Genomic DNA, 19,772 nt, shown 5'->3' with positions numbered 1-19,772 from the left:
AGAATGATATGACTGAAATCGTAAAAGCAAGTCTTGAAAATGGTGTTCAAAAAATCCGTATCACGGCAGACAAAGGCTACCATCCAGCCCACATTCAACTGCAAAAAGGAGTTCCTGCTGAGATCACCTTTCACCGTGTGACACCTTCAAACTGTTATAAGGAAATTCTGTTTGAAGAAGAAGGCATCTTGGAACCAATCAGCGTAGATGAAGAGAAGACAATTCGTTTTACACCTCAAGAGTTGGGTGAGCATGCATTCTCATGTGGTATGAAGATGCAAAAGGGAAGTTATACCGTAGTTGAGAAGACTCGAAAATCTTTGTCACTTTTGCAACGTTTTTGGATTACTAGTATCTTTACCCTGCCTCTTGTGATTATCATGATTGGGATGTCGACAGGAGGAATTAGTCACCAAGTCATGCGTTGGGGCACCTTTTTAGCCACAACACCCATCATGCTAGTAGCAGGTGGTCCTTATATCCAGAGTGCTTGGGCCAGCTTTAAAAAGCACAATGCCAACATGGATACCCTGGTTGCTCTGGGAACCCTAGTGGCCTATTTCTATAGCTTAGTTGCCCTCTTCGCTGGTCTCCCCGTTTACTTTGAAAGTGCTGCATTTATCTTCTTCTTCGTTCTTTTGGGAGCCGTTTTTGAGGAAAAAATGCGAAAAAATACTTCCCAAGCTGTGGAGAAATTACTTGACTTGCAGGCTAAAACTGCAGAAGTCTTGCGTGATGATAGCTATGTTCAAATCCCCTTGGACCAAGTCAAGGTAGGTGACCTGATTCGAGTGCGTCCCGGTGAAAAGATTGCGGTTGATGGGGTTGTAGTCGAAGGTGTGTCCAGTATTGATGAGTCTATGGTGACAGGTGAGAGCCTGCCGGTAGACAAAACAGTTGGAGATACCGTCATTGGCTCAACCATCAATAATAGCGGAACGCTTGTTTTTAAAGCAGAAAAAGTTGGTTCAGAGACTGTCTTGGCACAGATTGTGGACTTTGTGAAGAAAGCCCAGACCAGCCGAGCACCAATTCAGGATTTGACGGATAAGGTTTCAGGGATTTTTGTACCAGCGGTTGTCATTTTAGGGATTGTGACCTTTTGGGTTTGGTTCGTCTTGCTCAGGGATAGTGTAGTCGTGCTTGGAGCGAGTTTTGTCTCTTCTCTTCTCTATGGAGTGGCTGTTTTGATTATCGCCTGCCCTTGTGCCTTGGGTCTTGCAACACCGACAGCTCTTATGGTGGGGACAGGTCGCAGTGCCAAAATGGGGGTTCTCCTCAAGAATGGAACCGTCTTACAGGAAATCCAGAAAGTTCAAACTATTGTCTTTGATAAGACCGGGACTTTGACGGAAGGGAAACCTGTGGTAACAGATATCATCGGCAACGAAGTAGAAGTGCTTGGATTGGCAGCCTCCTTGGAAGAAGCTTCCCAACACCCACTGGCTGAGGCCATTGTCAAGCGAGCGAGTGAAGCTGGGCTTGAGATTCAAACTGTGGAAAATTTCCAAGCCTTGCACGGAAAAGGTGTTTCAGGGCAAATCAATGGAAAACAAGTTCTGCTTGGAAATGCTAAAATGCTGGATGGCATGAACATTTCTAGCACTTATCAAGAAAAACTAGAAGAATTGGAAAAAGAAGCTAAGACAGTTGTCTACTTGGCTGTTGACAATGAAATCAAAGGCTTGCTTGCCCTGCAAGATATCCCCAAGGAAAATGCCAAGCTAGCCATCAGTCAGCTGAAAAAACGTGGACTTAAAACAGTCATGCTGACAGGGGATAATGCTGGCGTGGCGCGTGCTATTGCCGATCAGATCGGAATCGAAGAGGTCATTGCAGGTGTCTTGCCAGAAGAAAAAGCCCATGAAATCCATAAACTACAATCAGCTGGAAAAGTAGCCTTTGTTGGTGATGGTATCAATGACGCTCCTGCCCTCAGTGTAGCAGATGTGGGGATTGCTATGGGAGCTGGAACAGATATTGCCATCGAGTCAGCAGATTTGGTGTTGACAACTAATAACCTCCTAGGAGTCGTTCGTGCCTTTGACATGAGCAAGAAAACCTTCAATCGAATTCTGCTCAATCTTTTCTGGGCCTTTATCTACAATGTCGCCGGAATTCCGATTGCAGCAGGAGTCTTTTCAGGAATTGGATTAGCCCTCAATCCAGAACTGGCTGGTCTAGCTATGGCCTTTAGTTCTGTATCTGTTTTGACCAGTTCACTCATGCTAAACTTTAGTAAAATAGACTAAAAGCGAGCTTGCTCGCTTTTTTATTATAAAACAGTTTTCTGAAGCGTTTTCAATCTGTGCTGTAATAGAGAATGCAAACTTCTGAGCACATTCTTAGGATACTCAAAGTAAATGTGGTAAATTAGGATTGTAAATTTACTGAATCGCTTTCAAACAACATATAAAAGCGCTTTTTGTAAATGTATGAAATTATTTTGAAGGAGAGTTATCATTATGACTCAAGGGAAAATTACTGCATCTGCAGCAATGCTTAATGTATTGAAAACATGGGGCGTAGACACAATCTACGGTATCCCATCAGGAACACTCAGCTCATTGATGGACGCTTTGGCTGAAGACAAAGATATCCGCTTCTTGCAAGTTCGCCACGAAGAAACAGGTGCTCTTGCAGCGGTTATGCAAGCTAAATTCGGCGGCTCAATTGGGGTTGCAGTTGGTTCAGGTGGTCCAGGTGCGACTCACTTGATTAACGGTGTTTACGATGCAGCTATGGATAACACTCCATTCCTTGCTATCCTTGGATCACGTCCTGTTAACGAACTCAATATGGATGCCTTCCAAGAATTGAACCAAAACCCAATGTACAACGGTATCGCTGTTTACAACAAACGTGTAGCTTACGCTGAGCAATTACCAAAAGTAATCGACGAAGCTTGCCGTGCCGCAGTTTCTAAAAAAGGTCCAGCTGTTGTTGAAATCCCAGTAAACTTCGGTTTCCAAGAAATCGACGAAAACTCATACTATGGATCAGGTTCATACGAGCGTTCATTTATCGCTCCTGCCTTGAACGAAGTTGAAATCGACAAAGCTGTTGAAATCTTGAACAATGCTGAGCGTCCAGTTATTTACGCTGGTTACGGTGGTGTCAAAGCTGGTGAAGTGATTACTGAATTGTCACGTAAAATTAAAGCACCAATCATCACAACTGGTAAAAACTTTGAAGCCTTTGAGTGGAACTATGAAGGTTTGACAGGTTCTGCTTACCGTGTTGGTTGGAAACCAGCCAACGAAGTGGTCTTCGAAGCAGACACAGTTCTTTTCCTTGGTTCAAACTTCCCATTTGCTGAAGTTTACGAAGCCTTCAAGAACACTGAAAAATTCATCCAAGTGGACATCGATCCTTACAAACTTGGTAAACGTCATGCCCTTGATGCTTCTATCCTTGGTGATGCAGGTCAAGCAGCGAAAGCAATCCTTGACAAGGTAAACCCAGTTGAGTCTACTCCATGGTGGCGTGCAAACGTGAAGAACAACCAAAACTGGCGTGATTACATGAACAAACTCGAAGGTAAAACTGAGGGTGAATTGCAATTGTATCAAGTTTACAATGCCATTAACAAACATGCTGACCAAGACGCTATCTACTCAATCGACGTAGGTGACACTACTCAAACATCTACTCGTCACCTTCACATGACACCTAAGAATATGTGGCGTACATCTCCACTCTTTGCGACAATGGGTATTGCCCTTCCTGGTGGTATCGCTGCTAAGAAAGACAATCCAGATCGCCAAGTATGGAACATCATGGGTGACGGTGCATTCAACATGTGTTACCCAGACGTTATCACAAACGTTCAATACGACCTTCCAGTTATCAACGTTGTCTTCTCAAATGGTAAATATGCCTTCATCAAGGACAAATACGAAGACACAAACAAACACTTGTTTGGTTGTGACTTCCCTAACGCGGACTACGCGAAAATCGCTGAAGCTCAAGGAGCTGTTGGATTTACAGTTGATCGTATCGAAGACATCGACGCAGTTGTTGCAGAAGCTGTGAAACTCAATAAAGAAGGTAAAACTGTTGTGATCGATGCTCGCATCACTCAACACCGTCCACTTCCAGTAGAAGTACTTGAATTGGATCCAAAACTTCACTCAGAAGAAGCAATCAAAGCCTTCAAGGAAAAATACGAAGCAGAAGAACTCGTACCATTCCGCCTCTTCTTGGAAGAAGAAGGTTTGCAATCACGCGTAATTAAATAATTCCTTCGTGGAACTTAAAAAGATCGGAGTAATCCGGTCTTTTTATGGAGGATAGTAAATGAATTTAAATCAAATAGATATTATCGTTTCAGATGTTCCCCAAGTCTGTGCTGACTTGGAGCGTATTTTGGATAAAAAAGCTGATTATGTTGATGATAATTTTGCGCAGTTCACGATTGGCAGTCACTGTCTCATGTTGTCCCAAAATCATTTGGTTCCTTTGGAAAACTTTCAGTCAGGAATCATTCTTCATATCGAGGTTGAGGATGTAGATCAGAACTACCAACGGTTGAAAGAGATTGGTGTCGAGATTTTACACGGTCCTTGTGAAACGGATTGGGGAACAGATTCCTTGCTTGTTAAAGGCCCTGCTGATCTAGTGCTTGATTTTTATCGTATGAAATAGGGCGCGTTGTCATTTGACGTTAACCTTAGCTATTTTTAAAACAGAAATTGAGAATGTGAATTATTAAAAGATCGGAGTAATCCGGTCTTTTTCTGTTTCCTCTTTCTTATCACAAGATTGTGATAGTTTACATCTTCATAACAAAAGCTTCAAAGTCTTGATTGTTTTGAAAAAAGATTATAAAATATGATTCATAAAAATGAAAGAGGTTTTGAAAATGTCTGAAAAACAAATGAAAATTTTGGGTTGGGTAGCGACTTTCATGTCCGTTATGATGTATGTCTCTTACTTCCCACAAATCATGAATAACTTGGCTGGTCAAAAAGGAAACTTCATCCAGCCCTTGGTCGCAGCCATCAACTGTAGTCTATGGGTTTACTACGGTCTTTTCAAAAAGGAAAGAGATATTCCACTTGCGGCTGCTAATGCGCCAGGTATCGTTTTTGGCCTAGTAACGGCTATCACAGCTTTGGTTTAAAAAGTTTAAAATAGTTAGTATTCTTGTATCCTTTTTTATATTCTGTTAAAATAGAAGCCTAACGAAAGTTTAGGAGTGAATCAAGATGTCGACGAGTTTCTTTTTATTATTTGGCTGTATGATATTAGCGTTTGCTGCCTTTACGTATTTTATGTTCAATGAGTTGATTTTTAGTAGTTATTTAGATGATAAAAAATGTACTGAAAAAACTGAAGGAAAAATCACAAGATATTCTGCATTTCTTTATAACGATGTTAGTCTCCCAGTTGTAGAATACACTGTTGACGGGAATCAGTATAAGGTAGTGGGACCAAAATTTCTTTCTAGCGTATCAAAAACAGTTGCAACACCACTTAATTCTATCGTTTCTGAAGTAAAGTTGGAAGGTTTCGATAATGGAGAAATTCCACAAGTGTTAAGGTATCAGGTACGGCGAAATAGTTTCATTTCTGTAACAAAATCACCACTTATGGAGCGCTTCCCAATCGGCGGAAAGGTTACTGTTTACTATGATCCGAACAAACCTAAACTTTCTTATGTGGAAAGACCGTTAAAGCTAGGTCGATTTTTATGGCTGACTAAATTATCAGTCTATCTTCTTATTCTAATGATGCTTGTTTCAGCTGTTTACATCATGTTTGTCCTTCCAAATCTTGTCAAATAGAAGTTGATTATTTTGTTCCAAAGCTCAACTTTCCATCATACGGTTCTATGTTTATACATAGAATCGTTTTTTGCTGAAGAAATCTTTGAAGAGGAATTCTTTAAAAAATCGAACCCTGAAAATTTGTCGGATTAAATGGAATCATATAATAGTATCATTATTCCGCAGTATTTCACAAGTAAAGGTCTGGATATTGGGGTATAATATAAGTAAATGAAGCAGTAAAATAAGAAAGTGGATAGAGATATGACTGAAAAACTAACTTTTCCAGAAGGGTTCCTCTGGGGTGGTGCAACGGCAGCTAATCAATGTGAGGGTGCATATAATCAGGACGGTCGAGGTCTTGCTAATGTGGATGTGGTACCGATTGGTCCAGATCGTGAAGCCATAATCATAGGTCAGAAAAAGATGTTTTCATTTGAGGAGGGCTATTTTTACCCAGCAAAAGAAGCCATTGATATGTACCATCATTATAAGGAAGATATTGCGCTTTTTGCAGAAATGGGCTTTAAAACTTATCGGTTTTCCATCGCTTGGACTCGGATTTTTCCTCAAGGTGACGAAGCGGAGCCAAATGAAGCTGGTCTAGCCTTTTATGAGGATCTGTTTAAGGAATGTCACAAGTATGGGATTGAACCTCTGGTGACTATTACGCATTTCGACTGTCCAATGCACCTGATTACTGAGTACGGTGGTTGGCGCGATCGTCGCATATTGGCCTTTTACGCAAATCTTTGTCGCACCCTCTTTACCCGTTACAAGGGCTTGGTCAAGTACTGGCTCACCTTCAACGAAATCAATATGATTCTGCATGCACCTTTTTTAGGAGCTGGGATTTGTTTTGAAGAAGGAGAAAATCAAGAACAGGTCAAATACCAAGCAGCCCACAATGAGCTGGTAGCCTCGGCTATGGCGACTAAAATTGCTCACGAAATTGATCCAGAAAACAAGGTGGGATGTATGTTGGCAGCAGGGCAATATTATCCTAACACTGCCCACCCGGGAGACTACTGGGCAGCCATGGAAGAAGACCGTAAGAGTTACTTTTTCATTGATGTTCAAGCACGCGGGGAATACCCAAACTATGCCAAGAAGCAGTGGGAGCGTGAGGGAATTAAGATTGAAATGACGACAGAAGATTTAGATTTGTTAAAGAATCACACTGTTGACTTTGTTTCCTTCTCTTACTATGCGAGTCGAGTGGCTTCAGGCGATCCAGAAGTGAGGGATCTGACTGCTGGAAATGTCTTTGCCTCTATCAAGAATCCTTATCTGGAATCCTCAGAATGGGGGTGGCAGATTGACCCACTGGGGCTTCGTATCACCCTCAATGCCATCTGGGATCGCTACCAAAAGCCTATGTTCATCGTAGAAAATGGGCTTGGCGCTATAGACACGCCAGATGAAAATGGTTATATAGCGGATGACTATCGGATTGCTTATCTAGAAGCCCACATCAAGACTATGCGGGATGCCATATACCAAGATGGAGTTGACCTGCTTGGTTATACGACTTGGGGTTGTATTGATCTGGTTTCGGCTGGAACAGGCGAAATGAACAAGCGATATGGCTTTATCTATGTGGATCGTGATAATGCAGGTCATGGAAGTCTCAAGCGGAGCAAGAAGAAATCCTTCTACTGGTACAAGGATGTCATTGCCAGCAATGGTGCAAGTATTAAGTAGAGCACATTTGTTCACTATTTTTATAAAATCTTCTCCCTACTTTATAAGATGTGAAAAAGAGTTCAATTAGATCAGGCTTTTTGCTATAATGAGGGAAGAAAAATAGACAGGAGAATAAGATGTCAGAACCATTATTTTTACAATCAGTCATGCATGAAAAAATCTGGGGCGGAACCAAGCTACGTGATGAGTTTGGCTACGACATCCCAAGTGAAAAAATCGGAGAATACTGGGCTATCTCAGCTCACCCAAATGGAGTTTCAAAGGTAGCCAATGGTTGCTACGAGGGAACAGACCTTGCTACTTTGTATGCGGAACACCGAGAATTGTTTGGCAATCGTCCAGAACCTGTATTTCCACTCTTGACCAAAATTCTCGATGCCAACGATTGGCTCAGTGTCCAAGTTCATCCAGACGATGCCTATGGTCTAGAACATGAAGGCGAACTCGGAAAAACAGAGTGCTGGTACATCATCGCTGCGGATGAAGGTTCAGAGATTATCTATGGTCACAATGCCAAATCAAAAGAAGAACTCCGCCAGCAAATCGAGGACAAAAACTGGGATGCACTACTGACAAAAGTGCCGGTTAAGGCTGGAGATTTCTTCTATGTACCAAGCGGTACCATGCACGCTATCGGAGCAGGTATCTTGATTCTTGAAACCCAGCAGTCTAGCGATACCACTTACCGTGTTTATGACTTTGACCGTAAGGACGACAAGGGCAACTTGCGTGAACTTCATCTTGAAAAATCTATCGATGTCTTGAATATTGGAGAGCCTGCCAATAGCCGTCCTGTAACTGTCAAAGCAGATGATTTACGTTCCACTCTCCTTGTATCCAATGATTTCTTCGCCGTTTACAAGTGGGAAATCACTGGAAAAGTTGACTTTGAAAAGACAGCTGACTACAGCTTGTTCAGCGTCTTAGCTGGTCAAGGTCAACTGTCTGTTGATGGGACAAACTATCCAATCCAAAAAGGCAGCCACTTTATCCTACCAAGTGATGTTGAAGCTTGGACTTTGGAAGGACAAGGTTTGGAATTGATTGTTAGCCATCCATAAAAAGAAAGGGCCTGAGTTTACTACTCAAGTCCTTTTTGATTACATAAATTGGGCGATGAAGACCACAATGATGATGATTGGAATGATTAAGCGAAGGAGGAAGAGCCAGACTTGGAAAAGTCCTTGTTTCCATGCTCTTTCATCAAGATGCAGTTCCTCAATGGCAAGGGTCTTCTTAAAGATATAGCCTGTAAAGAGAGAAAGGCAGAGGGCTCCAAATGGCATGAGGAGATTGGAAACCAAGAAGTCCATAGCATCAAAGAAAGTCTTCCCAAAGATGTGAACATCCGCCATAACACCGTAAGAAAGGGCTGAAGGAATTCCAAAGATAAAGGTCAAGATTCCTAAAATGGCACTCCATTTGCCACGCTTGCTGTTGTCCTGATTGGTGATATTGCCCACATTGATCTCCAGCATCACGACAGAAGAAGTAACCGTCGCAAAGAGGAAGAGCAAGAGGAAGAGGATGTAGAAAATAGTTCCAAAAGGCATCTTGTCAAAGAGTTGAGGCAAGACGATAAAGAGCAGGCTTGGTCCCCCTTCAGACTGGATATTGAAGGATGACATGGCTGGGAAAATGGCAAGTCCTGCCATGATGGATACCGAGATGTTCATAGCTACGATGGAAATCCCTGACTGGACTAGATTGGTTTTCTTGTCCAAGTAGGATGCATAGGTCAGCATGGCTGTAACCCCTAGTGAGAGGGCAAAGAAAGATTGTCCCAGAGCATAGAGGAGACCAGCACTGGTCAGTTTTGAAAAGTCTGGTTTGAGGAAGTAGAGAACGCCTTCCATAGCATTTGGCAAGCTGAGAGAGCGTCCAATAATCACAACAAAGATGATAAAGAGCAGGGGCATCATGACTTTTGAAGCTCTTTCAATCCCTTTTTGAACCCCACGTGATACAATAAAGATATTCAATAAGATAAAGGCTGCTTGAGCTCCAAGGACAATGGCTGGATTTGAAATGATTGAAGTAAATAACTGAGCATAATCACCCGTTCCACCAAGGTGGAACAATTTCCCAAACTCAATACCCAGATAGACTAAAATCCAACCTCCGATGACACTGTAAAAGGAGAGAAGGATAAAGAGGGCAAAGGCACCAATCCAACCGATAAAGTTGTACTTGTTATTCTTGCCCAGTTTTCCAAAGGTTTTGATAGCGGAAACGCCAGCACTGCGGCCAAGGGCAAACTCAGCTAGCAGGAGCGGGAAACCGATTAAAATAGTGGAGATGAGAAAGACTAGTAAAAAGCCTCCTCCACCGTTAGCGGCAGTCATATAAGGGAATTTCCAAACGGCTCCAAGTCCGATGGCTGAACCAGCAGATGCTAAGATAAAGCCTAGTTTCGAGCCCCATTGCGATTTTTCTGACATAGTTGAAACTCCAATCTCTTTTTTAAAATAAGAAAAGGCTACTTGAGTTGTCAAATAGCCCTCTCTCAATGGCTCTTTATGAGCCTTCTGTTTGATTGATAGACTTGACTATCCTATCATGTTTTCTAAGGTCTGTCAAGAAAACCATTTTCAAGTTTTCACACCTTTCTCAAAAAGTTAAAAATTTTTCTCAAAAACGCTTGACTCTGACCTAGGGGGAGGGGTTATACTATTTCTTGTAAGGAGGAAATCATGTACCATATAAAAGAAGCTGCGCAGCTTTCAGGTGTCTCTGTCAAGACCCTGCACCACTACGATAAGATAGGGCTCTTGGTTCCCTTAAAGTCGGAAAACGGCTATCGAACTTACAGTCAGGAGGATTTGGAACGCCTTCAGGTTATTCTGTATTACAAATATCTAGGTTTTTCTTTAGAAAAAATAGCAGAGCTATTAAAGGGAGAAACATCAGATTTATTGCCTCATTTGACTAGGCAGTTGGACTATTTGACCCAAGAAAGAGAACATCTGGATACCTTGATTTCCACCTTGCAAAAAACCATTCAAGAACAAAAAGGAGAAAGAAAAATGACGATTGAGGAAAAATTCACTGGATTTAGCTATCAAGACAATCAAAAATACCACCAAGAAGCGGTAGAGAAGTATGGACAGGAAGTCATGGACCAAGCGCTTGAACGCCAAAATGGTAGAGAAGATGAGGCTACTGCCGCTTTTAACCAAGTTTTTCAAGCTTTAGCTCAAAACCTTAAAAATGGACTAGCTGCAACAGCAGCCGAAAACCAAGAGCAAGCTGCCAAACTCTTGCAGGCCATCCGTACTTATGGATTTGACTGCTCTATTGAAGTATTCGGTCATATCGGCAAAGGCTACGTCTACAACCCAGAGTTTAAGGAAAATATTGACAAATTTGGACCTGGAACAGCTCAGTACACATCAGATGTCATTACCCACTATGTTCAAACTCAGATAAAATAAGCATCGCTGGAGATTTGTCCTGCTCCGCTAAAAAAGCTAAATCTTCTGTTTAACTTTTTAGGGAGCAGGTCATTTTAGTTGTTATCTTTTTGGAAAGCATTCTGGCCCCAGACTCTTTACTTTGTTGCTAAAGGGAAATTCATTTTTAAAGTTTTTGTAGTGACAACTCTGAGTGATTAGTTCGCCTTGATAAAATCAGTAAAAAAAGATATGATAGTAGGAGAAAAATGAGGTTAAGAGTGATGGACAAAAGTAGAATTAAAACAGAAACACAGCAGGTAATTGAAGATGTTTTGGAAAAGGCTGGATTGCGTGAAGGAAGCCTCTTTGTCCTAGGTTTATCCTCTAGTGAAGTTTTAGGCGGCCATATAGGCAAGGAATCAAGCCAAGAAATTGGCGAAATCATTGTGAAGACGATTTTAGATGTCCTCGAAGGGAAAGGAATTCATCTAGCTGTTCAAGGTTGTGAGCATGTCAATCGTGCTCTCGTTGTTGAACGTCAGGTGGCAGAGCAATTTGGTCTGGAAATCGTCAGCGTCCTTCCGACTCTTCATGCAGGCGGTTCGGGTCAGCTAGCTGCCTTTAAGTTTATGAAAGACCCTGTTGAGGTGGAGTTCATCAAGGCTCATGCTGGATTGGATATAGGAGATACCGCAATTGGCATGCATGTCAAGCATGTGCAGGTTCCGATTCGACCAGTTTTGCGTGAGATTGGCCATGCCCATGTAACCGCTCTAGCTAGTCGTCCCAAACTCATCGGGGGTGCGCGTGCGCAGTATCCAGAAGATTCTATTAGAAAGATATGAGAATGAAAAAGAAAAAAGAACAGTTTCAAAAAAACCTAAAGTATTCTATTCGTAAATTGACTGTTGGAGTTGGTCCTGTAGCAATCGGGGCCTTTCTTGTTGGTGCTAGTTTTTTATCAGCTGGTAGAGTCCAAGCAGATGAATTAGCTGAAGTGAATTCAGTCCATTATCGATATTTGACGGAGCAAGAATTAACCGAGTCTGAAAAAGCCTTGATTCATCATGAAGTTCCTACAGAATTTCAAGATGAAGATATTATTTATGTCGTTTATCGCAAGAAGGCAACTAACAGTCAACAACTTCCCTATACAGGAAGTAAAGAATTTGCTTTAGCAGGTCTTGGTCTTGCAACAGCATCTTTAGCTGTTTTTTTGGTGTCCAAAAAACAGCGTCGGAAAGTTCTTGGAGTGCTGTTGATTGGTTCTCTTGGTGTCAGCAACTTCATTCCTTTTGCTACTTTTGCCTTTGAGAATAAAGAATTACTTGCTTACAATCAAACGATTTCGGCCTCCTCAAATGAAGAACTAACGAAAGGTGTGATCGATATTGGAGGATATGAGTATATTGGTTATTTTAAAGGAACTGACATAAAAGTAGCTAGTTTTTCTAAAAAAGGGAAATCTCTAGTCCAAGACAATTCCCCAGATTATACTGGGAAACTTGAAAGTAAAGGTACCCAAGAAGAAGGCAAAGAGGGTCAATCGCTTGTCCAAGACAGTTTGCCAGCGTATACTGGAAAACTTGAAAGCAAGGGTACTCAGGAGTCTGGTAAAGAAGGCGAATCCCTCGTTCAAGATAGTTTGCCAGCGTATACTGAAAAACTTGAAAGCAAAGGCACTCAGGAACCCGGTCAAGAGGGTGATTCCCTTGTTCAAGAGCCTCGGGCAGAATATACTGGAAAGGTTGAGGCAAAAGGCACTCAAGAGTCTGGTAAAGAAGGTGACTCCCTTGTTCAAGACAATTCCCCAGCGTATACTGGAAAACTTGAAAGCAAAGGCACTCAGGAACCTGGTAAAGAAGGTCAATCACTTATTCAAGATAGTTTGCCAGCGTATACCGAGAAACTTGAAAGTAAGGGTACTCAGGAATCCGGCAAAGAGGGTGAATCCTTAGTTCAAGAGCCTCGGGCAGAATATACTGGAAAGGTTGAGGCAAAAGGCACTCAAGAGTCTGGTAAAGAAGGCGAATCCCTCGTTCAAGAGCCTCGGGCAGAATATACTGGAAAACTTGAAAGCAAAGGCACTCAGGAACCTGGTAAAGAAGGTCAATCACTTATTCAAGATAGTTTGCCAGCGTATACCGAGAAACTTGAAAGTAAGGGTACTCAGGAATCCGGCAAAGAGGGTGAATCCTTAGTTCAAGAGCCTCGGGCAGAATATACTGGAAAGGTTGAGGCAAAAGGCACTCAAGAGTCTGGTAAAGAAGGCGAATCTCTCGTTCAAGGCAATTCCCCAGCGTATACTGGAAAACTTGAAAGCAAAGGCACTCAGGAAACTGGTAAGGAAGGTCACTCCCTTGTTCAAGAGGACCTTCCAGAATATACAGTAACTGAAGGAACAATTACTAAAGACACAATCGCAGAGATTGACTACCAGACGGAAATCGATGATGATCCTACAAAATACACTGACGAAGAAACAGTGGTTCAAAACGGTGAAAAAGGGATCCAAGTTACCAAAACGACCTATAAAGCTGTCGAAGGTGTTGAGACTGACCAAGTTTTAAATACAACAACCACTGTCATCAAAAAACCAGTCACTAAAAAAATAAGTCGTGGTACGAAACCAATAGAAGGAACTCTTGCAGAAGAAAGTCTTGAAAAAATTCCGTTTAAAGAGATAGTCGAAGAAGACGCGCAATTGAAAAAGGGCGATAAAGTTACGATCCAAGAAGGAAAAGACGGTCAGAAAAAGGTTATCAAAACCTACAAGACCATCAAAGGAATCAAGACGCAGGAAGCGCCTGAAATTCTTGAACAGGTCATCGAGTTAGCCCAAGACCGTATTGTTAAACTAGGTACCAAAAACTTCGAAAAGCCAGTGTTGACTTTTTCAAAGGTTGATATTCAGGATTTGAAACGCTCATCTCAGATTCACTATAATCTGGAAAATCCAAGTAAGGCAGCGATTAAATCGATCACTTTAACCCTGAAAAAAGGCGACGAAGTCGTCAAAACTATGACGGTTTCACCGGATAACTTGACTGCAACTCTAACAGATTTGCAATATTACAAAGATTATAAACTCGAAACAAAAATGGTTTATGATCGTGGCGAAGGAAGCGAGGAAGAAATTCTCAAAGAAGAATCACTGAGAATTGATTTAAAAAAGGTCGAAGTTAAAAATATAAAAGAAACAAGCCTCATAAGTGTTGACGACAATGGCATGGAAACGGATAATAGTTTCTTAACTTCTGTTCCAAGTGATGTAAGGTCTTACTATCTAAAAATTGCTACACGTGATAATAAGATGACGCGTCTTGCGATTGACAAAATTAAAGAAGTGACAGTCGATGGAAAAACGCTTTATAAGGTCACTGCCAAAGCGCCTGACCTCGTTCAGCATACGGATGGTAACCAGCTCAGTGAGGAATACGTCCATTATTTTGCCAAACCAAAAACTCATGAGGAGAATGTATACTACGATTTCAATGAACTTGTAAAAGCTATGCAGGCCAATCCATCTGGTGAATTTAAAATTGGTGCGGACTTGAATGCGGTCAATGTTCCTGCAGCTGGTAAATCATATGTAACGACGAAGTTCCGAGGCAAGTTATCAAGTGTGGACGGTCAACGATATACGATTCATAACTTGGAACGTCCACTATTAGGCGATACTGAAGGCGCCCATATCCATGACCTTAACCTCGGTAAGGTAAACATTCATATGCCATGGGCAAATAGAGTTGCTCCCTTGGCTGCTGTTGTAAAAAACACAACGATCAATAATGTGAAAGTAACGGGTACAGTTGTTGGAAATAATGACGTATCAGGTTTGATCAATAAAATTGATAATAACGGCAGATTAACAAATGTGGCATTCATTGGTAAGCTTCATGCTGGTGGGAATCAAGGCGCCTTTCTTGCTGGAATTGTTGGAGAAAACTGGAAAGGTTCTGTTGAGAAGGCCTATGTTGATGCACAAATAACAGGTAATAAAGCGAAAGTTGCGGGCATTGCCTATTGGTCACAAAATGGTGGGGATAACCATGCAGTTTATCGGGACGGAGCCATAAAAGAATCTGTAGCTAAAGGTACTATCGATGTGAGAGAACCGATTAGCGCGGGTGGTGTTGTAGGCAGTACAAATGCCTTGGGCTCCGTTGAAGATACTGTTTCAATGATGAAAGTTAAGAACGGTGAGATTTTCTATGGCTCATCTGATATTGATGATGATCCTTATTGGACAGGTGACCGCTTAAATCGAAACTTTGTTGTTACTGGTGTGAGTGAAGGAAAATCTTCATATAGATATTCTAAACAACAGCATCGTATTAAGCCTATTTCGCAAGAAGAAGCAGACAAGAAAATTGCTGCTCTGGGAATCACAGCGCATGAGTATGAAATCAATGATCCTGTTGTAGATAAATTAAACCGTTTGACACACCGTGAAGACGAGTACAAGGCTATTCAAGACTACAGAGCTGACCGCGAACTTGCCTATCGCAATATTGAAAAATTACAACCATTCTATAATAGGGAGTGGATTGTCAATCAGGCTAATAAACTAGATGCAAGCTCAAACTTGGTGACCAAAGAAGTCCTTTCTGTTACTGGTTTGAAGAATGGACAGTTTGTAACAGACTTGTCAGCTATTGATCAGATCATGATTCACTATGCTGATGGTACCAAAGAAGAATTGGCCGTTACTGTCAAAGCTGACTCTGATGTAAAACAAGTCAAAGAGTACGAAGTGACCAACCAGAATATTGTTTATACGCCAAATATGCTAGTGAAAGATCGTGCTGGTTTGATTGCAAAGGCAAAAGAAACATTATCCAGTGTAGAATTGATTTCTCCTGAAGTGCGCGCTCTTATGGACAAGCGGAACAAACCGCAAGAAAACACGGATGAACGAAAAAATGGTTACATTCGCGATTTATTCTTAGAAGAAAGTTTTGATGAAGTAAAACAAAATCTTGGAAACTTGGTGAAACAAATTGTTGAAAATGAAGATCATCAACTAAATGATGATGAAGCAGCTCAACGTGCTTTCATTAAGAAAGTTGAAGACAATAAGGCCAACATTATGATGGGGCTTGCTTATTTGAACCAATACTATGGCATTAAATATGATGAATTGTCGATCAAAGATATTATGATGTTTAAACCAGATTTTTATGGTAAGAACGTGAATGTCTTAGATCGCTTGATCACTATCGGCTCAAAAGAGAACAATCTTAAGGGCGACCAATCCCAAGATGCGTATAGTCGAGTGATTGCAGGTGCTACAGGTAAAGGAAGCCTTCATGAGTTTCTAACATATAACATGAAATTGTTTACAAATGAAACCGATATGAATGTTTGGTTTAAAAAGGCAATTGAAAAGAATGCTTATGTGGTAGAACAGCCATCATTGAACCCCGATTTTGCTCATAAGAAGTATCGTCTGTATGAAGGGATTAATAATGGCGTGCATGGTCGGATGATTTTGCCTCTATTAAACTTGAAGAACTCGCATCTCTTCATGATTTCGACCTATAATACCATTTCTTTTAGTGCTTTTGAAAAATATGGTAAAAATACTGAGGAGGCTCGTGAAGCCTTCAAGAGTGAAATCAATAAGAGAGCAAAAGAGCAGGTGAACTACTTAGACTTTTGGTCAAAATTAGCTGCTGATAATGTACGTAATAAGCTCCTCAAGAGTGGAAATAGTGTTCCAACACCTGTTTGGGACAATCATGATGCGCCTGGTATCGGTTGGGCAAACCGATATGGTCACAAGGATGGGAAACCAGATTATGCTCCGATTCGAGAGTTCTTTGGACGGATTCATAAATATCATGGCTATCAGTATGGATATGGTGCTTACGCATATATCTTTGCAGCTCCAAATCAGCAAGATGCTGTCTACTTTGTTATGACAGAGTTGATAAGTGATTTTGGTACATCGGCCTTTACGCATGAAACGACTCATGTGAATGATCGTATGGCTTACTATGGCGGTTGGTATCATCGTGAAGGGACGGACTTAGAGTCCTTTGCGCAAGGTATGCTCCAGTCACCATCGTTGACAAATCCAAATGGTGAATACGGCGCCTTAGGTTTGAACATGGCTTATGAACGTCAGAATGATGGCAATCAAATCTACAATTATGATCCAAATAAGTTAAAGAACCGTGAAGAAATTGATCACTATATGAAGAACTATAACGAGGCTCTGATGATGCTGGACCATCTAGAAGCAGATGCAGTTATTGGAAAACACTTGGACGACAACAGTAAGTGGTTCAAGAAGATGGACCGAGAATGGCGTACGAACGCTGAGCGAAACAATCTGAAAGGCGAGCCACATCAATGGGATAAATTACGTGATTTAACGGATAATGAGAAGAAATTGACGATTACGAGCATTGATCAATTGGTTGATCATAACTTCGTTACAAAACATGGTATGCCAGGGAATGGACGTTATCGTTCGGAAGGTTTTGACAGTGCTTACCAAACCGTAAATATGATGTCGGGTATCTTTGGTGGTAATACTAGCAAGAGTACAGTTGGTTCGATTTCATTCAAACATAATGCTTTCCGTATGTGGGGATACTATGGTTATCTTAACGGATTTATTGGTTACGCTTCAAACAAATATAAGGCGGAAGCTAACAAGGAAAACAAAGGGTTGTTGGGTGATGACTTCATTATCAAGAAAATCTCTAATGGCCAATTTGATACTCTTGAAGCATGGAAGAAACATTGGTATAAAGAAGTCTATGACAAAGCTCAAAACGGCTTCACTACAATCGAAATCAATGACAGATCTATCTCTACTTATGCTGAGTTGAAGTCCTTATTTGATGAAGCTGTTCAAAAAGACCTAGATAGCATGGAAAATCCAAATATAAAGAATCATTATAAAAATACTGAAGATCTTAAATGGAAGGTTTACAAACAGCTCCTTCAAAAATCAGATGGATTCTCTGGAAATTTATTTGCCAAAGCATCGTTATAAAGTCGAAATGACTAAAAAGGTGGATCAGCTTAAGCTGCATCTGCCTTTTTGTGCTATACTTAAGATATGCATAGAAAAACAGTGATTGATTTTAGGGCTTTGGGGGAGAGATACACCTTTACCCAGCCGATCAAAGAGTTAAAAACGAGAGATTTAGCAGAAGTAGCAGACTTGCTAGCACAAGTGGAAAGCTACCAAGAGCAAGGCTATTATGTGGTGGGCTACGTCAGTTACGAGGCTGCACCTGCATTTGAGGAGAAATTAGCAGTTCATAAAGCTCCTTTACTGGCAGAGTATCTGCTATATTTTACTGTTCATGATAGGGTAGAAACATCCCCTATTCCTCTGACTTATGAGGAAGTAGATCTGCCTTCAAAGTGGCAGGAAGTAACGTCAGCAGAGGACTATGAAAAGGCGATTGCCCAGATTCACCATCATTTGCGGCAGGGTGATACCTATCAGGTCAACTACACTGTCCAACTCAAGCAGGACTTAAGTGCCAATCCTTTTGCCATCTACAATCGCATGGTGGTAGAACAGGAGGCGGGCTACAATGCCTATGTTGAACACGATGAGATGGCAGTGATTTCCATGAGTCCAGAGCTCTTTTTTGAGCAAAATGACCGAGAATTAACGACTCGCCCAATGAAGGGAACAACCCAGCGTGGGGGGACTGACGATGAAGATTTGAAAGAGGCAGCTTGGTTGGAGCAAGATCCTAAAAATCGCTCTGAAAATATGATGATTGTGGATCTCTTGCGCAATGACATGAACCGTATTTCTGAAGTGGGCAGTGAACATGTAGAACGTCTGTGTCAAGTGGAGCAGTATTCGACTGTTTGGCAGATGACCTCAACCATCAAGAGTCAGTTGCGAGAGGATGTGGACTTGGTTGCCGTTTTTCGGTCTCTCTTTCCTTGTGGTTCCATAACGGGTGCACCCAAAATTGCGACCATGGAAATCATCAAGGACTTGGAGTCACACCCGCGTGGAGTCTACTGCGGAACGATTGGTCTCTTGCTTCCAAATGGGCGACGAATTTTTAATGTCGCCATTCGGACTATCCAACTGCATCAAGGGAAAGCTATCTATGGGGTTGGCGGAGGGATTACTTGGGATAGCACCTGGGAATCTGAATACCGTGAGGTTCATCAAAAAGCGGCTGTACTCTATCGTAAACAAGCTCGTTTCCAATTGATTACAACTGGGAGAATCAGCCAGAAGAGCTTGTTGTTTGAAGAACAACATTTAGAAAGAATGACAAAGGCGAGTCGATATTTTGCCTATCCTTTTGATCCAAAAAAACTGAGACAAAAGATAGAGGAAGAGTGTCAAGCTTGTGATGTTAATCAAGACTACCGCTTGCGAATTACCCTCAACAAGTCTGGAGAGCTAGAACTCAGTCGCCAAATCTTAACACCCCTCAGTCCAAGTTTCTGCAAAGCCAAACTTTGTCTGCAAGAAGCAGATTTGAATCAAGCGTTTACCTACTTTAAAACAACTCATAGACCACACTTAAGTCTAGGGGAACAAGAGAAGATTTACCACAATAAGTCAGGAGAATTGCTGGAAACCTCTATTGGAAATCTGGTTCTGAAAATCGCTGGGAAGCTCTACACACCGCCTATCAATCTTGGCATCTTGCCAGGAATCTATCGTCAGTATTTGCTGGAAACAGGGCAGGTAGAGGAAAAAGTTCTGACTTTGACAGACTTGAACCACGCGGAGGCTATCTATGGTTGTAATGCGGTCAGAGGCTTGTATGAGTTGGAAGTGATATAACTATGGATTTTTCAATTAAGTTTTAGATTTATTTCTGAATATTTAATATTTGATTTGAAAGCAAAATAAAGTATATGGTATACTATAGGTATAAATCATTAAAAT

General features: G+C 41.4%; 12 protein-coding genes. 11 read left to right on the top strand and 1 reads right to left on the bottom strand.

What is annotated here, in order from left to right:
• Positions 1-8: 8 nt before the first annotated feature.
• The 7 genes from I6G42_RS09460 (at position 9) to manA (ending at position 8,539) form a co-directional block, all read left to right on the top strand.
• Positions 9-2,252: a heavy metal translocating P-type ATPase gene (locus I6G42_RS09460; RefSeq protein ID WP_038804414.1), complete on the top strand. Its 2,244-nt coding sequence runs from the start codon at positions 9-11 to the stop codon at positions 2,250-2,252.
• A gap of 213 nt (positions 2,253-2,465) precedes the next feature.
• Positions 2,466-4,241: a pyruvate oxidase gene (spxB, locus tag I6G42_RS09455; protein WP_038804413.1), complete on the top strand. Its 1,776-nt coding sequence runs from the start codon at positions 2,466-2,468 to the stop codon at positions 4,239-4,241.
• A gap of 58 nt (positions 4,242-4,299) precedes the next feature.
• Positions 4,300-4,647 (top strand): VOC family protein, encoded by a 348-nt coding sequence (locus I6G42_RS09450; protein WP_038804411.1) that lies wholly within the window; start codon positions 4,300-4,302, stop codon positions 4,645-4,647.
• Positions 4,648-4,864: 217 nt separating this feature from the next.
• Positions 4,865-5,125, top strand: coding sequence for a SemiSWEET family transporter (locus tag I6G42_RS09445; RefSeq protein WP_001291474.1), 261 nt, complete (start codon positions 4,865-4,867; stop codon positions 5,123-5,125).
• A gap of 85 nt (positions 5,126-5,210) precedes the next feature.
• The gene (locus I6G42_RS09440) at positions 5,211-5,789 is read left to right on the top strand and encodes a DUF3592 domain-containing protein (RefSeq protein WP_038804409.1); all 579 of its coding nucleotides are present in this window, start codon (positions 5,211-5,213) and stop codon (positions 5,787-5,789) included.
• Positions 5,790-6,035: 246 nt separating this feature from the next.
• Positions 6,036-7,475 (top strand): 6-phospho-beta-glucosidase, encoded by a 1,440-nt coding sequence (locus I6G42_RS09435; RefSeq protein ID WP_038804408.1) that lies wholly within the window; start codon positions 6,036-6,038, stop codon positions 7,473-7,475.
• A 119-nt stretch (positions 7,476-7,594) separates the two neighbouring features.
• The gene (manA, locus tag I6G42_RS09430; protein WP_038804406.1) at positions 7,595-8,539 is read left to right on the top strand and encodes a mannose-6-phosphate isomerase, class I; all 945 of its coding nucleotides are present in this window, start codon (positions 7,595-7,597) and stop codon (positions 8,537-8,539) included.
• Between the two features lie 39 nt (positions 8,540-8,578).
• Here the strand turns inward: manA and I6G42_RS09425 are convergent, their stop codons facing one another.
• On the bottom strand, positions 8,579-9,919 hold the full coding sequence (locus I6G42_RS09425; RefSeq protein ID WP_038804467.1) for a sodium-dependent transporter: 1,341 nt from the start codon (positions 9,917-9,919) through the stop codon (positions 8,579-8,581).
• A 252-nt stretch (positions 9,920-10,171) separates the two neighbouring features.
• On the opposite strand from I6G42_RS09425, the gene I6G42_RS09420 reads away from it, so the two are divergent.
• From I6G42_RS09420 to pabB, 4 genes are all read left to right on the top strand, one after another.
• Positions 10,172-10,912 carry a MerR family transcriptional regulator gene (locus I6G42_RS09420; RefSeq protein WP_038804404.1) on the top strand — a complete coding sequence of 247 codons (741 nt, stop codon included), beginning with the start codon at positions 10,172-10,174 and terminating at the stop codon, positions 10,910-10,912.
• 242 nt (positions 10,913-11,154) lie between these two features.
• Complete coding sequence (locus tag I6G42_RS09415) at positions 11,155-11,718, top strand: TIGR01440 family protein (protein WP_038804403.1); 564 nt, start codon at positions 11,155-11,157, stop codon at positions 11,716-11,718.
• 2 nt (positions 11,719-11,720) lie between these two features.
• On the top strand, positions 11,721-17,885 hold the full coding sequence (locus I6G42_RS09410; RefSeq protein WP_197906200.1) for a ZmpA/ZmpB/ZmpC family metallo-endopeptidase: 6,165 nt from the start codon (positions 11,721-11,723) through the stop codon (positions 17,883-17,885).
• Positions 17,886-17,951: 66 nt separating this feature from the next.
• Complete coding sequence (gene pabB / locus I6G42_RS09405; RefSeq protein ID WP_038804400.1) at positions 17,952-19,667, top strand: aminodeoxychorismate synthase component I; 1,716 nt, start codon at positions 17,952-17,954, stop codon at positions 19,665-19,667.
• The last annotated feature ends 105 nt before the right edge of the window (positions 19,668-19,772 follow it).

This window comes from Streptococcus oralis, from assembly GCF_016028255.1.
Lineage (GTDB): Bacteria > Bacillota > Bacilli > Lactobacillales > Streptococcaceae > Streptococcus > Streptococcus oralis_AC.
This window is presented reverse-complemented; position numbering and strand designations above follow the sequence as displayed.

Bases quoted from the DNA above. Each gene is read 5' to 3' on its own strand.
- I6G42_RS09460 (WP_038804414.1), top strand. From the start codon at position 9: ATGACTGAAATCGTAAAAGCAAGTCTTGAAAATGGTGTTCAAAAAATC.
- spxB (WP_038804413.1), top strand. From the start codon at position 2,466: ATGACTCAAGGGAAAATTACTGCATCTGCAGCAATGCTTAATGTATTG.
- I6G42_RS09450 (WP_038804411.1), top strand. From the start codon at position 4,300: ATGAATTTAAATCAAATAGATATTATCGTTTCAGATGTTCCCCAAGTC.
- I6G42_RS09445 (WP_001291474.1), top strand. From the start codon at position 4,865: ATGTCTGAAAAACAAATGAAAATTTTGGGTTGGGTAGCGACTTTCATG.
- I6G42_RS09440 (WP_038804409.1), top strand. From the start codon at position 5,211: ATGTCGACGAGTTTCTTTTTATTATTTGGCTGTATGATATTAGCGTTT.
- I6G42_RS09435 (WP_038804408.1), top strand. From the start codon at position 6,036: ATGACTGAAAAACTAACTTTTCCAGAAGGGTTCCTCTGGGGTGGTGCA.
- manA (WP_038804406.1), top strand. From the start codon at position 7,595: ATGTCAGAACCATTATTTTTACAATCAGTCATGCATGAAAAAATCTGG.
- I6G42_RS09425 (WP_038804467.1), bottom strand. From the start codon at position 9,919: ATGTCAGAAAAATCGCAATGGGGCTCGAAACTAGGCTTTATCTTAGCA.
- I6G42_RS09420 (WP_038804404.1), top strand. From the start codon at position 10,172: ATGTACCATATAAAAGAAGCTGCGCAGCTTTCAGGTGTCTCTGTCAAG.
- I6G42_RS09415 (WP_038804403.1), top strand. From the start codon at position 11,155: ATGGACAAAAGTAGAATTAAAACAGAAACACAGCAGGTAATTGAAGAT.
- I6G42_RS09410 (WP_197906200.1), top strand. From the start codon at position 11,721: ATGAAAAAGAAAAAAGAACAGTTTCAAAAAAACCTAAAGTATTCTATT.
- pabB (WP_038804400.1), top strand. From the start codon at position 17,952: ATGCATAGAAAAACAGTGATTGATTTTAGGGCTTTGGGGGAGAGATAC.